The organism is Methylomonas sp. BG-2 (genome assembly GCF_057766305.1).
Genome location: NZ_JBYMAP010000116.1, coordinates 1 through 13,639 on the forward strand (window position 1 = coordinate 1; position 13,639 = coordinate 13,639).

Sequence of the window (13,639 nt, forward strand, 5' to 3'; positions counted from 1 at the left end):
ATACGATTTCCTTGATGTATATCACAACCAAGACTTATTTTTTGATTGTACTCCCGGAATCCGCGTTTGTGGAATTGAGGTTTATCGGTAAGTTTTGCGATTGGGGTTGGTCGCGGATTCAATCGCTTCACTGCTAAGCAACCCCTTCATTCCGACCGGCATGCCATGGGTGTTGGAGAGTGGTTTGAAATCGGGTTGTCATAATTGCGTTGTAGAGTGCGCGGCAGAAGTCAGTCGCGGCATCGTGCCGGCAATCCGAACCGAATCCCCGCAACTGGTTGACGCTGACAACACTGACCCGAGACTGACAAATATGTCGGAAAGCACCGCGCATCGTAGGTTCCATGAATCCAACTCATTGAATGGAAAAGATGAATTATCTGGCCCGACATCTGCTGGAGTTTCAACGAGTTCTATCAACCCAGGGGTGAATGTCATGGAAACTTTTTCAAACGATGCGATTGAGCTTGGCGATACCCGGACTGATTTCATCGAAATGCTGAGCCATCAATTCGTGTCGATGACTGGCTGCGGCGTGTACGTGTATCTGAATCCATTGGCGATCAACAGCTTGTACAACCAATACTTAAACGAATCCATGCCGATTCGGACCTTCGCTCGGCAATGCGTAAAGGATTTGCTGTAACGGCCGTTTGTGTTGATCCGCTAGTTCTCCGTTTCGCGATTTCGCGAATTTCACTTGCCGTTTGCCCCGATGCGCTTCACCCGAGTATCTCCGGATGTGCTTGGTGGCGAACGGCTTTCAGATCCCGAGTTTGCAGCAACAGCCGATCTTACCGGTCGGACTTTCCAGGGTTGCGAAGTCAATTCCGTTTGATGCTGTCTTCGGCGTGCCAACGCCCCGACGCCATTGGCGGGCGCGTTTAATTTCAGTCGAATTTGCCCACCGTTGCTTAGATAATTTTTGGGATGCTGGTTTTTTCTGTCCGGTCAAAATCGGGTCGCTAAGCTCGGCGAAAGTTAGAGAGGCATCGCTTGCCCGGCTTTGCGGCACTTTCGGATACACTCTAAAACCGTTTCGAAAATTTTGCCGAATAGTCCTCACAAATTGTCTAGTATTAACTTAGATTGACTGCTTGGATTCGCCGGGACATTTCATGTTTTGAATGCCCTGGTTCCGGCGTTTGCCAGGCAGTTGCCAAATTTCTTGCTCAACCAAACGGTGCGATACGATGAAAACGTTTATTCAGGCCGTGCTGGCGGAGGCCGATGCGAAAGCGGTCAATCTGCTGCAAATCCTCAGAGCCGTCCAAGCCCGCTACCAACAGATACCAGAGGAAGCCATTGAGTTACTGGCGGAAGGCTTGAGCATTCCGCGTACTCAGATTCTCGGCGTCGCCGAGTTTTACAGTTTTTTGCATCTGACCCCACAAGGCCGCTACGACATATTAATCAGCGATTCGATCACCGATCGGATGCTAAACAACCAGTTTGTATTGGATTATCTGGCCGAGCGTCTGGCGGTCGAGGTCGGTCGGGTGCGGGCGGACGGTTTGGTTAGCTTGAATCGGACCTCTTGCACCGGCATGTGCGATCAAGGGCCGGCGGGCTTGGTTAACGGGTACGCTCTGACCAATCTGGACAGAGCCAGGCTCGATGAAATGGTCGAGTTGGTGAATCAGCAAACGCCGCTGTCGCAATGGCCGGCGACGTTGTTCTCGGTCGCCGACAACATCCATAGAACCGACCTGCTGCTTGGCGAAGGATGGATGGATGGCGATGCGCTACGGACGGCCTATCAGCGCGGTTTGCCGGAGACATTGGCTGAGCTGGACCATTCCGGTCTGCGCGGCCGCGGCGGCGCGGGCTTCAAAACAGCGGTGAAATGGCGGTTTTGCGCCGAGGAGCCGGCCGACGCCCGCTTCGTGGTTTGTAACGCCGACGAGGGCGAGCCCGGCACCTTCAAAGATCGGGTATTGTTGAACAGTTACGCCGACCGGGTTTTCGAAGGCATGACGTTGGCTGCCGCGCTGATCGGTGCTAAACAAGGTTTTTTATACCTGCGCGGCGAATATTTGCATCTGCACGATAAATTGCTGGGTGTTTTGACCGAACGCCGCGCCGCCGGCTTGTTGGGTGAGAATATTCTCGGTTTGGGATTGCAATTCGATATCGAAATCCGCCTCGGTGCCGGCGCGTATATTTGCGGCGAGGAATCAGCGCTGATCGAATCGTTGGAAGGTAAGCCCGGCATACCCCGCAATCGGCCGCCGTATCCGGTGACCAACGGCTATCTGAATAAACCGACGATCGTCAATAACGTCGAAACCTTTCTGGCCGCCGCTCAGATAGCCGTACGCGGCGGCGATTGGTTTGCGGCGGTCGGAACCGAAAAGTCCGCCGGTACCAAAATCCTCAGCATTAGCGGCGATTGCGCGCGGCCCGGCATCTACGAATACCGGTTCGGTACTCGCATTCGCCAGGTGTTGGAAGACAGCGGTGCCACCAACGTATTAGGCGTTCAAATCGGCGGACCATCCGGTACCTTTATTTCCAATCGGGAACTCGACCGCGTTTTAGCCTTCGAGGATCTGGCCACCGGCGGTTCGTTCATCATCTTCAACACGAGTCGGGACATCCTGAGGATCGCGCAAAATTTCACCCATTTCTTCGCGCACGAGAGCTGTGGCTTCTGCACGCCATGCCGAGTTGGGACCTCGTTGTTGAAGAAGCAGTTGGATAAAATTGTCGACGGCCACGGTTCGGCCGGCGACGTCGTCGAGCTGGAGAACCTTTGCCAGTTGGTGAAACATCATAGCCATTGCGGCTTGGGGCAAACCGCGGCCAACCCGATCTTGACCACGTTGGAGCGTTACCCCGACATCTACGAAAAGCAATTGAAGCAGATCAGTTACGAACCGGGATTCGATTTGGACGGCGCGTTGGCCGTTGCTCGCCGGATGGCGCATCGCGACGACGCGGCCGCGCATTTGTCGCAACTGGAGGATTGAACATGACAGGCACTATTACCATCGACGGACAAATCGTCCCGTTTCAAGCCGGCCAAACCATCATCGAAGCCGCGACCGCGGCCGGTATCTATATTCCACATCTCTGCCATAAGCCCGGCTACACGCCGCACGGCAGTTGCAAACTATGCACGGTCAACGTCAACGGCCGCAATTGCTCGGCTTGCACCTTTCCGGCCGCCGACGGCCAAACCGTCATTAACAACAGCGAGGAACTGCAACAAGACCGGCGCCGTATCACGCAAATGCTGTTTGTCGAGGGTAACCACATGTGTCCGTCTTGCGAAAAAACCGGCAATTGCCAATTGCAAGGCGTGGCCTACCATTTAAATATGCTGGATAACCATTTCCCGCATTTTTACGCCCATCGGCAAATGGATGCCTCGCATCCGGACATTTTGATCGATCACAATCGCTGCATTTTTTGTAATCTTTGCGTGCGAGCCAGCAAGGAAAAAGACGGTAAAAACGTATTCGCGATTGCCGGTCGCGGTATCAATAAGCGTTTGGTCGTCAATTCAGTCAGCGGTCTGCTGAAGGATAGCGACGTTAGCGTCGACGACAGCGCGGTTCACGTCTGCCCGACCGGGGCGCTGTTGATCAAGCGTACCGCTTATCAAGTGCCTATCGGACAACGTATTTTCGATCACCGCCAAATCAGCGAAGTGGCGCTGTCCGTGGAGGGAAGCCATGAGCAATAAAATCAAAGTCGCAACCACCTCGTTGGCCGGCTGTTTCGGTTGCCACATGTCTTTTTTGGACATCGACGAACGTTTGCTAACCTTGGCCGAAGTCGCCGAATTCGACCGTTCGCCGATTACCGACATCGAGCATTGCGGTCCCTGCGACATCGGTTTGATCGAAGGCGGCGTTTGCAACTCGGAAAACGTGCACGTGCTGCGCGAATTTCGAAAGAACTGCAAAATCCTGGTGGCGGTGGGTGCCTGCGCGATTAACGGTGGTTTGCCGGCGATGCGTAACCACATCGCTCTGGAAGACTGTCTGCTGGAAGCTTATCGCGACGGTATTGGCGTCGAAAATCCGCAAATTCCCAGCGATCCGGAATTGCCGTTGCTACTGAACCAAGTCCATCCCATCCACGAAATCGTCAAAATCGACTATTTCCTGCCTGGCTGCCCGCCGTCCGCCGACGTATTTTGGACTTTTTTGACCGCTTTGGTCGAGGGTCGCGAACCCAGTCTGCCTTACGAATTGGTGCATTACGATTGAGTCTGGCGCCCTGTTGAATAACGGCGAGCGCGGCCCGCCGTCCCGTTTAAAGAGAGAATAGTTATGTATGAGCATCTTGAAACCGCCGCCCATCCCGCCGGCTTGAAGCGGATCGTGGTCGATCCGGTGTCTCGCGTCGAGGGTCATGGAAAAGTTACGTTGCTGCTGGATGCCGAGAATCGGGTCCAGCAGGCCCGTCTGCATATCGTCGAATTTCGCGGCTTCGAAAAATTCATTCAAGGCCGGCCCTATTGGGAGTTGCCGGTGTTGGTGCAGCGGCTCTGCGGCATCTGCCCGGTCAGTCATCATTTGGCGGCGGCCAAGGCCATTGACCAATTGGTCGGCGTCGATCCGGCCGATTTAACGCCGGCCGCCGACAAATTGCGCCGATTGCTGCATTTCGGTCAGGTTTTGCAATCTCACGCCTTGCATTTTTTTCATCTTTCCAGCCCGGATTTGTTGTTCGGCTTCGATAGCGACATCGCCAAGCGTAACGTGATCGCGGTGCTGGCGGAATACCCGGAGATCGGTCTGCAAGGCGTGAAGCTGCGCAAATACGGCCAGGAAGTGATCCGCATGGTTTCGGGCAAACGGGTGCATGGTACCGGCGCGATACCCGGCGGCATGAATAAGGCTTTGAGCCGCGACGAACGCGATTATTTGTTGCAGGACATCGATCAGGTTCTGGCCTGGGCCGAAGCGGCGGTGGCCTTGATCAAATCGGTGCACACCGCCAATCTGCCGTATTACGACGAGTTTGCGACGATACGCAGCAACTATCTGGGATTGGTCAAGCCGAACGGTGCGATGGAGCTATACCACGGCGGGATTCGCGCCAAAACCGATAGCGGCGCGACGATAGTCGACCACTACGATTATTGCGCTTACACCGATTTGATCCATGAAGAGGTGCGTTCCTGGAGTTACATGAAATTCCCGTATCTGACCGCGTTGGGCAAGGCTGACGGTTGGTATCGGGTCGGGCCGTTGGCACGGGTCAACAACTGCGACTTCATCGATACGCCGTTGGCCGAAGCGGCGCGGGTCGAATTCAAGCAACACGGCGGCGAGGCGATGGTGCACAGCACCTTGGCCTTCCATTGGGCGCGGTTGATCGAATTGTTGCATTGCGCCGAAGGCATCAGGATTTTGCTGCGCGATCCGGACGTCATGAGCAGTAATTTGCTGGTTCAAGGCGAAAAGCGTTACGAAGGTATCGGCGTGATCGAAGCGCCGCGCGGCACCTTGTTTCACCACTATCAGATCGACGACAACGACATCGTCACCAAGGCCAACCTGATCGTTTCGACGACTAGTAACAACATGGGCATGAACGAGTCGGTACGCCAGGTCGCGGCCGAATATTTGTCCGGGCGCGAGTTGACCGAGCCGCTCCTGAACAGCCTGGAAGTGGCGATACGCGCTTACGATCCTTGCTTGTCCTGCGCCACCCACGCGGTCGGTAAAATGCCGCTACAGCTCGAATTGGTGGATGCCGCCGGCCAAGTGATTGATCGGTTGACTCGGCATGCGGACGGTGAATTCGAGCACGGGTTGGCGTGATGACGGGGATTAAACCGGTTCTGGTATTTGCTTACGGCAACCCGAGCCGGGGCGACGATGCGCTGGGGCCTCTGTTGACGGATGCCCTGGAAAACCAAGTCGATCCCGGTCTTGTCGAATTCGTCGTCGATTTTCAGTTACAAATCGAGCACGCGCTGGATTTGCAGGGGCGGCGTTTGGCGATTTTCGTCGATGCGTCGGTCAAGACGGCGGTTCCCTACCAATTCAGCCGGCTGACGCCAATTCGCGATTCGAGTTACACCAGCCACGCGATGAGTCCGGCGGCCTTGTTGGACGTATATCAATCGCTGTACGGCATGCCGCCGCCGGCTTACCTGTTGGGTATTGCCGGTTTGTCCTTTGAACTCGGCGAGGCACTGACTCCGCCCGCCGCGCAAAATCTGGCGCTAGCGGTCGAATTCGCCCGCCGCTTGCTGAGCGGCTCGGCGGCGGATATATTAGCCGCCGCAATCGAAGCCGCGCCGTCTGCGGAACTCGCCGTTCCGGCTTGAACAGAGTCGGCGATTTTTCCAATTTTTCTCAGGATTACCCGTATGTCCACCGCATGGGCCGGCGGTACCGACGCTATTGTCGAACGCATGGATCAAATGACTGAATTATTCGTCGAACAAACTCGCCGCTCAATGTACACCGGCGAGTCGGCGGAGCATTGCGACGAATGCGGGGAACCCATCCCCGAGGCACGCCGGCGCGCAATTGCTTGTCGCTATTGTTTGCCCTGTCAAACCAAGTTGGAACGGAGCGGCAAAATCTGAATTGGCGACAATGTCAGGATTTAACCCGCTTCATTCTGATTGACACCAAGCCGCCGCCACGCTCCAGCGTGTCTTGGTCGACAATTTTCCAGGCTTCTTCCGAGCCGTCCGCTTTCTTGAATACTAAATACGACTGACTGCCCGATTCGCGGACGAAAATTTCGGCGAATTCGCTGCGTTCGCCGTTGGAATCCAAATAGTTCTTGCCAATGACCAAGGTTTGGTCGCCAATGATTTTCGCGACCGCGTCGATGAACTGGTTTTCCGAGCCGCCCTCGGCCCGATATTCGCCTTCGTAACCGTGGCCGCAACCGACCAGCAGGGTTAACGCGCCGGCCAAAATGGCTGATTTGAATGTCATTGATGCTCTCCTGAGTGTCGGTTACCGTCGATTATGCCCTAAGCACGGCCGGCTGAATATCGCAAATCCCGATCTTGAATCCGATCGCCAACGGTATAATCGGCGTTTTTGCCGCTTTCGATCGTTACCTATGTCAAATGTAAATACCGAAAAACTCTCCAGCGCCCGCTTCGCCGAAGCCACCGATGCCTTCGTCGAGGAATTTACCGCCTCGGTCGGTTTCGATCAACGCATGGCCTTGCAAGACATTCAGGGTTCGTTGGCGCATGCGACGATGCTCTGCAAAATCGGGATTTTGACCGAGCGGGAGTTGGCCGACATTCGCGACGGTCTGGCGCGAATTCGCGGCGAAATCGAGCGTGGCGAGTTCGTCTGGTCGATTAAGCAGGAAGATGTGCACATGAATATCGAGGCGCGTTTGACCGACCTGATTGGTATCGCCGGCAAAAAACTGCACACCGGCCGCTCGCGCAACGATCAGGTCGCCACCGATATCCGTTTGTATTTGCGCGATGAAATCGACGTTATTCTGGGTCAGTTGCGGCGTTTGCAAACCGCGCTACTGGATCTGGCCGAACGCGAGGCCGCGACAATCATGCCCGGTTTTACCCATTTGCAAGTAGCCCAGCCGGTGACCTTCGGCCACCATTTGATGGCTTGGTTCGAGATGCTGAGCCGCGATGCCGAGCGCTTCCTGGATTGTCGCAAGCGCATCAACGTGATGCCTCTAGGAGCGGCGGCGCTGGCCGGTACCAGTTATCCGCTGGATCGCTTCTTGACCGCCGAATTATTGGGTTTTTCCCGGCCGTCCAGCAATTCATTGGATTCGGTCAGCGACCGCGATTTCGCGATCGAATTTACCGCCGCCGCCAGTTTGGTGATGCTGCATTTGTCCCGGTTTTCCGAGGAACTGGTGCTTTGGGCCAGCGCGCAGTTCGACTTTATCGACATTCCCGATGCATTCTGCACCGGTTCGTCGATCATGCCGCAGAAGAAAAACCCGGATGTCCCGGAGTTGGTGCGCGGCAAGTCCGGCCGCGTTGCCGGACATTTGATGGCTTTGCTGATGCTGATGAAAAGCCAGCCCCTGGCCTACAACAAGGACAACCAAGAGGACAAGGAGCCGTTGTTCGATACCGTCGATACCGTCGTCAACAGTCTAAGGGCTTTTGCCGACATGATGCCGCGCATCCAGGCCAAGCGCGAAAACATGTATCAGTCCGCCAAACGCGGCTTCGCGACCGCGACCGACTTGGCCGACTATCTGGTTCGCAAGGGGATGGCGTTTCGTGACGCGCACGAGGTGGTCGGTTCGGCGGTCCGGCTGGGTTTGCAGACCGGCCGGGATCTGTCGGAATTGAGCTTGGCCGAATTGCAAAATTTCTCGAGCAACATAGCGGAAGACGTGTTCGATATCCTCAGTTTGGAGGGATCGGTGGCTTTGCGCAATCATATCGGCGGCACGGCACCGGAGACCGTGCGTCAGGCAATTTGTGACGCGCGCCGGCAAATCCTTAGTTAAGGTGCGGTAATTATCGCATTCGCTGCTACCCTTTCGAACGGTTCTGTTTCGGAGGGTGGCAATGCAATGCGTTTCTAGTATAGAGACCGCGCAAACGGTCGTAGCGGCGGAGTCGGGGTTCTGGTGCGATGCTCGCTTGGCTGCGTTCGGTATCGATCCGGATAGCGAACAGGGGCTGAATGTCCTGGTCTTCGCGGTCCGTAAACAACCCGCCGATCTGCTGGGCCATTTACGGCGTATCTATCGCTGTTACCGTAGCGATTTGTCAGAGCAGTTATATGCCGCATTGCTCGATTTAACGATTGTCCTGGCTGGGCGCGGTTCCGCGTTGCGCGCTCGATTGCTTGCCGCCTGTCGCGGCAGACTGAGTGCCGACCAGGCCGCGGCTGTGCTTGAGTCGGATAGGCGGGCGGCGAATCGTTACACGCTGTTTACCGACGGCGTGCTGGGCGGCTCGGAGTTGGTCCATCAGGTTCGGGAAAGCGATATTCAATACGACTATCTGGCGCTCGCGAACGATTTCATCGAGTACAGCCAATTGAACCAAGCCATCGAGGCATTGGAAACCGGGCTGATTCAGCAGCCCGAGCGGGCGGATTTGCAGACCGCGCTCTTGGAGCTATTTCGCTCTACCAAAAACGCGGATCGCTTCCGCCGACAGTACCGCGCCCTCGGCGATGCCGGAGTGACTCTCGTCGAGGGTTGGGAGCAACTCGCGGTTTATTTTGAAGGAATCGGCTTATGACCCTTCACGTGCATCCGGCCCTGCGGGCCGCGTTATTTGCCATGGACGGCCGGACCGGCAAAACCATGGCCATGTATTTGAAAGGGCCTTGCCGAGGTGTTGCCGTGGTGGTTAACGAGGACGAGGCGGACCTGGATCTGATCGACGCCGATCACGCCAAGGCCGCCGACATCATTAAAGCCAGGCGGGTTGCCAATCCCGGCAGGCCGTTAGTACTGCTGTCGCTATACGATCTTCGGGTTGAAAACGCCTTCTTCGTCAAGAAGCCGGTCAATGCTCAACAAATGTTGGCGGTGTTCGCGCAGGTGAGGGATATGTTGGCGGCTCGCAAGATCGCCGAGAAACTCCGTCACCCAGCCGGTCGCGGTTCGGAAACCGATCAGGCTCCGGAGTCGGTTTTGTCCGAACAGCGAAGTGCCATCGTGAAGGCACGCCCGGAGCGGTTGAAATCCAGCAAACACCGAACCGCCGCGCAACTAAGCGATAGTGGGTTCCGCACTTTTCTGGGCACATTGGCCGATATCGATTTCGACGATCCGGCTCAATGGCGTACCGCGTATTTCGATCCCAGACATTATTTCCTCGGCTTTGTACAGTCGGCGTTTAAGACCGCTCGCTTACAGAATAAAGCACTAAGGTTGAACTCAATCTGGAAGCCGTTGCTGATCTTCCCCGCGTCCGAGGAAATCTGGTTGGATGCCGATGACAAGCAACTGCGCGCATTCGCCGGGGTGGTGCTTAACCGGGCTTCAGCGGGGAACATGACATTATCGGTATTCGATATGGCGGACCCTACGCCGCGCGATGCCGAAAAATATCAGGACATGTCGGCTTTTCTTTGGAAACTGGCGATTTGGACCTCGAAGGGTCGGTTTCCGATAGGAATCGATATCTACAAGCCGGTATATCTGGAGCGCTGGCCTAACTTTACCCGTTTGGTAATTACCCCGGAAGCGTTGCGGATCGCGGCGTTGTTAATCCAACAACCGCGCACGCCGCTGGAAATCGCCGAGGTATTGCGGATCAAGATGCAATACGTCTTTGTGTTTGTCAGCGCCTGCCACACGCTGGGCTTGCTGCGCCAATCCGAACGCCAGGCCGACGCGGTGGTCGCCCAACCAGCCCCAAAACCGGCCAAAAACCAAGGTCTGTTGAGTAAGCTTCTTGGGAAGCTGCGTGGCGAGAAATAACGATAAGGAACCACGATGAGCCAATACAAAATCATATTCACCGGCCCGGTCGGCGCTGGTAAGACGACCGCCATTCATTCGATTAGCGATCTGCCGCCGGTCAAGACCGACGCCGCCGCCAGCGATATGACCAAGAACCGCAAGGAATCGACCACCGTGGCGATGGATTACGGAGTGATGAATCTGCCCGGCGGCGAAAAGATTCATTTGTACGGAACGCCCGGCCAGGAGCGCTTTGATTTCATGTGGGAGATTCTGACCGTCGGTGGGATCGGCTTGGTGCTATTGCTGGATAACACCAGGGCCGATCCGTTCCAAGACATGAAATTTTTTCTGGATGCGTTCGGTAAATTTATCGACACCACCGGCGTGGCGATCGGGGTTACTCAAATGGACTTGAGCAGCACGCCGGCGATAGACGATTATCACCGACAGCTGCAAACTTTGGGGCTGAATCCGCCGGTATTTGCCGTCGACGCTCGCGAGCGTGCCGATGTGTCGCTGTTGGTGCAATCCTTGTTGTATTCGCTCGATCCCGGTTTGGTGGGTTGAAACCATGGCGAGCTACGAACTCAAACAGGGCTTGTATCTATACCCAACCCCGGCCGGCGCCTACTACGCGATCGCGAGTCCCGCCGAAGATAAACCACGCCGCTTTCTGAATCAATTGCTGAAGCTGGATCAAACCCCGGCATTGACCGAAGCCCGGCTGCTGGCCTTGATGGAAACCGATGAAGCCGAAAAGGCCATGCAATTGCTCTCGTATTGTCAAAAACTTGGCTGGGTGCAGGGCTTGGAAGCACCGATCTCGGCACCGCAAGGGGCGTTGGAAGACATTTTGCCGGCCATGTTGGGCCTGATCGCCGAGTCCGGGAAAGTCTTGTTGGCCGACGATCAGGGTTTTTATCTGGCCTGTAGCGGATTTCCGCACGAGGTCGCCGAGGAGTTGTCGGCATTGAGCGCGGAGCTGGCGACGGTACATAAGCGCCGATCCGGCCTGCTCGTCAATAATCTGGGGATTGCCAGTCATGCCTTGGCGATTGTCGATCCGTTCGGCAATAGCCAGATCGGCTTTTGGCCGATGTTCGTCGGCAAGCACCGTTTCGTGTTGGCCATTAGCGGCGTACCGCATTTCAACCACGCCGAGTTCGTCTCGTTGGCTTGGGCATTGATTACCCGCTACCTGAAATGACCGGCGGCGAGCCGGCTGTTTTAACTTATCACCTGAAAACAGAGGAAATCACACTATGAGAGCAGACATGTTGACCTCGGTCTTGACCGAGCTGAATGGCACTTCGGCGGACATCGAAGCGTCCGGGGTGATCTCCACCGACGGTTTGATGATGGCTTCGGTGTTGCCCGCCAGCATGGACGAGGATCGGGTCGGGGCAATGAGCGCGGCGATGTTGTCGCTCGGCGACCGCACCGCGCAGGAACTAAGCCGCGGTGGTTTGGAACAAGTGTTGATCAAAGGCGACAAGGGTTACGTGCTGATGACTTACGCTGGCCGTGAGGCGGTTTTGACGGTGTTGGCCAAACCGAATGCCAAACTGGGTTTAATCTTTTTGGATGTCAAACGGGCGGCGGAGAGTATCGCCGAAATGCTGTAATTCCTTCTAACCCACGTGGAGCGCATCATGATTGCTGATATGAAGCCCGAGGACATCGTAGGCGACTTCAAGGAGACGACGCTAACCTATTTCGACGGCGCTAGCCGCAAAGTACTGTATACCGAACTGGAAACCCCGTATCCGGACGGCAAGCTGATTGTTTCGACGACAACGCCGGACGGCATTATTCGTCATGCCAACCAAGCGTTTATCGACATGTCCGGCTATACCGAGCAAGAATTGATCGGCATGCCGCACAGTGTACTGAGGCATCCGGACATGCCCGCCGCGGCGTTTAAGGATTTGTGGGACACGGTCGGGCGTGGCGAAAAGTGGCAGGGTTACGTTAAAAATTTGCGCAAGGATGGCGGTTATTATTGGGTCAAGGCGACCGTCATTCCCAACGTTCGCAACGGTCAGGTGGTCGGGTATACCTCGGTCAGGCGCAAGCCCTCGCGCCGCAAGATCGAAGACAGCATCCAACTCTATTCGACGCTAATCTGAGCAGGGGAACGCGTTATGACTTATTTGTTTACCGTTAGTCCCGATTTCGCGCCGGATCGTTTGTCAGGCTGGTATATCTTCAATACCTGGTTGCAGAAACACACCGCCGCGGCGATCCATTTAGAGATGTATGACCACTATCAACGCTTGCACCAAGCCATCGCCGACGATGCGGTGGATCTGATTTACGCTAACCCCTTCGACGCGGCGATGTTGGTCCGCGAGAAGGGCTTTGTACCCTTGGTCAAGCCGATCGGACTATCGGACGAAGCCGTGATCGCGGTCAACGCCGACAGCCCGATTCAGGATGTAGCCGAGCTGACGCCGGGTACCCGTGTCGCTCACACCGAAGATCCGGACGTGCGGCTGATGGGAATGATCATGCTGGAGCCGGCCGACTTGGACCGCGGCAACATCCAAGCGCTGTTGTCCGACAATTACGTGTTGGTCGCCAAGCATTTGCTGAAGGGCGAGGCCGATGTCGGTATCTTTTTAGCCGAAGCCTTCGACAACTTGTCCGGCATGATCAAAAAGCAACTACGGGTATTGGTGCGCAGTCAGATCAGCGTAATCAACCACGCGCTACTGGTTGGTCCACGGTTGGCCGAACGGCGGCTGGAAATTCGCGACCTGTTGGTACGGATGGCTGAGGAAGACAAGGGCCCCGGCGTGCTGGAAAGCCTCGGATTTTCCGGCTGGCAAGCCTTGGAAGACGAGGAGATGGAATTCATGATCGATTTGATGGACACGCTGAATACTTGAGCGTCCTGTTCGGTCATCGCGGCGCCGCCGCCGCGATGACTGCCTGACCCAGCGCCAGACCGCCGTCGTTGGCCGGATAGGCGCGCGGCGCCAACACCTGGAAACCGGCGGTACGCAACTTCGCCGATAAACCTTCCAACAGCAAACGATTCTGAAATACGCCGCCGCTGAGTGCCACGGTTTCCGCCGGGTAGGTCTTTGCCAATAGGGATAAGGTCGCCGATGCGGCATCGATCAGTGTGTGATGAATGCGGGCCGCGATGTGGGCCGGAGCCGCGCCGTCGCGCAAGTCGGTCAGTACCGCCAACCACAATCCCCGCCAACCGAGTAGCCGGCTTTCGCCGGTTGGGGTCAAAGTCCAACTGTCCGGATAGGCTCGAGCGTCG

General features: G+C 56.1%; 17 protein-coding genes. 15 read left to right on the plus strand and 2 right to left on the minus strand.

From position 1 onward, the window contains the following. Positions 1-436: 436 nt before the first annotated feature. The 7 genes from AC3B8H_RS12435 to AC3B8H_RS12465 all read left to right on the plus strand — a co-directional run bounded on the left by AC3B8H_RS12435 (position 437) and on the right by AC3B8H_RS12465 (position 6,559). A complete protein-coding gene (locus AC3B8H_RS12435; protein ID WP_488441889.1) occupies positions 437-646 on the plus strand; it encodes a hypothetical protein in 210 nt (69 codons plus the stop codon). A gap of 547 nt (positions 647-1,193) precedes the next feature. Continuing rightward, positions 1,194-2,972: an NAD(P)H-dependent oxidoreductase subunit E gene (locus AC3B8H_RS12440; RefSeq protein WP_488441890.1), complete on the plus strand. Its 1,779-nt coding sequence runs from the start codon at positions 1,194-1,196 to the stop codon at positions 2,970-2,972. 2 nt (positions 2,973-2,974) lie between these two features. Continuing rightward, positions 2,975-3,691, plus strand: coding sequence for a 2Fe-2S iron-sulfur cluster-binding protein (locus AC3B8H_RS12445; protein WP_488441891.1), 717 nt, complete (start codon positions 2,975-2,977; stop codon positions 3,689-3,691). Beyond that, positions 3,681-4,220 (plus strand): NADH-quinone oxidoreductase subunit B family protein, encoded by a 540-nt coding sequence (locus tag AC3B8H_RS12450; protein ID WP_488441892.1) that lies wholly within the window; start codon positions 3,681-3,683, stop codon positions 4,218-4,220. The genes AC3B8H_RS12445 and AC3B8H_RS12450 overlap by 11 nt, the downstream gene beginning before the upstream one ends. A 63-nt stretch (positions 4,221-4,283) precedes the next feature. Further along, a complete protein-coding gene (locus AC3B8H_RS12455) occupies positions 4,284-5,783 on the plus strand; it encodes a Ni/Fe hydrogenase subunit alpha (protein ID WP_488441893.1) in 1,500 nt (499 codons plus the stop codon). After that, on the plus strand, positions 5,783-6,295 hold the full coding sequence (locus AC3B8H_RS12460) for a hydrogenase maturation protease (RefSeq protein WP_488441894.1): 513 nt from the start codon (positions 5,783-5,785) through the stop codon (positions 6,293-6,295). Before AC3B8H_RS12455 ends, AC3B8H_RS12460 begins: the two co-directional genes overlap by 1 nt. 42 nt (positions 6,296-6,337) lie before the next feature. After that, complete coding sequence (locus AC3B8H_RS12465) at positions 6,338-6,559, plus strand: TraR/DksA C4-type zinc finger protein (protein ID WP_488441895.1); 222 nt, start codon at positions 6,338-6,340, stop codon at positions 6,557-6,559. A gap of 13 nt (positions 6,560-6,572) precedes the next feature. On the opposite strand, the gene AC3B8H_RS12470 is transcribed toward AC3B8H_RS12465, so the two are convergent. Further along, a complete protein-coding gene (locus tag AC3B8H_RS12470; protein ID WP_488441896.1) occupies positions 6,573-6,920 on the minus strand; it encodes a hypothetical protein in 348 nt (115 codons plus the stop codon). 130 nt (positions 6,921-7,050) lie between these two features. Between AC3B8H_RS12470 and argH the strand changes: the two genes are divergently transcribed. The 8 genes from argH (at position 7,051) to AC3B8H_RS12510 (ending at position 13,253) form a co-directional block, all read left to right on the plus strand. Beyond that, a complete protein-coding gene (gene argH, locus AC3B8H_RS12475) occupies positions 7,051-8,442 on the plus strand; it encodes an argininosuccinate lyase (protein WP_488441897.1) in 1,392 nt (463 codons plus the stop codon). A gap of 61 nt (positions 8,443-8,503) precedes the next feature. Continuing rightward, positions 8,504-9,187, plus strand: coding sequence for a type IV pilus assembly protein FimV (locus AC3B8H_RS12480; protein WP_488441898.1), 684 nt, complete (start codon positions 8,504-8,506; stop codon positions 9,185-9,187). Then, positions 9,184-10,377, plus strand: coding sequence for a hypothetical protein (locus AC3B8H_RS12485; RefSeq protein WP_488441899.1), 1,194 nt, complete (start codon positions 9,184-9,186; stop codon positions 10,375-10,377). The genes AC3B8H_RS12480 and AC3B8H_RS12485 overlap by 4 nt, the downstream gene beginning before the upstream one ends. Before the next feature lie 15 nt (positions 10,378-10,392). Beyond that, positions 10,393-10,929 (plus strand): GTP-binding protein, encoded by a 537-nt coding sequence (locus AC3B8H_RS12490; protein WP_064030510.1) that lies wholly within the window; start codon positions 10,393-10,395, stop codon positions 10,927-10,929. A gap of 4 nt (positions 10,930-10,933) precedes the next feature. Continuing rightward, positions 10,934-11,569, plus strand: a complete 636-nt coding sequence (locus AC3B8H_RS12495; protein WP_488441900.1) for a hypothetical protein — start codon at positions 10,934-10,936, stop codon at positions 11,567-11,569. Between the two features lie 55 nt (positions 11,570-11,624). After that, complete coding sequence (locus AC3B8H_RS12500) at positions 11,625-11,987, plus strand: roadblock/LC7 domain-containing protein (protein ID WP_064030514.1); 363 nt, start codon at positions 11,625-11,627, stop codon at positions 11,985-11,987. Between the two features lie 27 nt (positions 11,988-12,014). Then, a complete protein-coding gene (locus AC3B8H_RS12505; protein WP_488441901.1) occupies positions 12,015-12,491 on the plus strand; it encodes a PAS domain-containing protein in 477 nt (158 codons plus the stop codon). A 15-nt stretch (positions 12,492-12,506) separates the two neighbouring features. Next, on the plus strand, positions 12,507-13,253 hold the full coding sequence (locus tag AC3B8H_RS12510; protein ID WP_488441902.1) for a phosphate/phosphite/phosphonate ABC transporter substrate-binding protein: 747 nt from the start codon (positions 12,507-12,509) through the stop codon (positions 13,251-13,253). A gap of 13 nt (positions 13,254-13,266) precedes the next feature. Here the strand turns inward: AC3B8H_RS12510 and AC3B8H_RS12515 are convergent. Further along, a partial coding sequence (locus AC3B8H_RS12515; RefSeq protein ID WP_488441903.1) for a Kae1-like domain-containing protein occupies positions 13,267-13,639 on the minus strand: 373 nt, incomplete at its 5' end.

Coding starts and splice junctions, on each gene's coding strand:
- AC3B8H_RS12435 (WP_488441889.1), top strand. CDS start 437: ATGGAAACTTTTTCAAACGATGCGATTGAGCTTGGCGATACCCGGACT.
- AC3B8H_RS12440 (WP_488441890.1), top strand. CDS start 1,194: ATGAAAACGTTTATTCAGGCCGTGCTGGCGGAGGCCGATGCGAAAGCG.
- AC3B8H_RS12445 (WP_488441891.1), top strand. CDS start 2,975: ATGACAGGCACTATTACCATCGACGGACAAATCGTCCCGTTTCAAGCC.
- AC3B8H_RS12450 (WP_488441892.1), top strand. CDS start 3,681: ATGAGCAATAAAATCAAAGTCGCAACCACCTCGTTGGCCGGCTGTTTC.
- AC3B8H_RS12455 (WP_488441893.1), top strand. CDS start 4,284: ATGTATGAGCATCTTGAAACCGCCGCCCATCCCGCCGGCTTGAAGCGG.
- AC3B8H_RS12460 (WP_488441894.1), top strand. CDS start 5,783: ATGACGGGGATTAAACCGGTTCTGGTATTTGCTTACGGCAACCCGAGC.
- AC3B8H_RS12465 (WP_488441895.1), top strand. CDS start 6,338: ATGTCCACCGCATGGGCCGGCGGTACCGACGCTATTGTCGAACGCATG.
- AC3B8H_RS12470 (WP_488441896.1), bottom strand. CDS start 6,920: ATGACATTCAAATCAGCCATTTTGGCCGGCGCGTTAACCCTGCTGGTC.
- argH (WP_488441897.1), top strand. CDS start 7,051: ATGTCAAATGTAAATACCGAAAAACTCTCCAGCGCCCGCTTCGCCGAA.
- AC3B8H_RS12480 (WP_488441898.1), top strand. CDS start 8,504: ATGCAATGCGTTTCTAGTATAGAGACCGCGCAAACGGTCGTAGCGGCG.
- AC3B8H_RS12485 (WP_488441899.1), top strand. CDS start 9,184: ATGACCCTTCACGTGCATCCGGCCCTGCGGGCCGCGTTATTTGCCATG.
- AC3B8H_RS12490 (WP_064030510.1), top strand. CDS start 10,393: ATGAGCCAATACAAAATCATATTCACCGGCCCGGTCGGCGCTGGTAAG.
- AC3B8H_RS12495 (WP_488441900.1), top strand. CDS start 10,934: ATGGCGAGCTACGAACTCAAACAGGGCTTGTATCTATACCCAACCCCG.
- AC3B8H_RS12500 (WP_064030514.1), top strand. CDS start 11,625: ATGAGAGCAGACATGTTGACCTCGGTCTTGACCGAGCTGAATGGCACT.
- AC3B8H_RS12505 (WP_488441901.1), top strand. CDS start 12,015: ATGATTGCTGATATGAAGCCCGAGGACATCGTAGGCGACTTCAAGGAG.
- AC3B8H_RS12510 (WP_488441902.1), top strand. CDS start 12,507: ATGACTTATTTGTTTACCGTTAGTCCCGATTTCGCGCCGGATCGTTTG.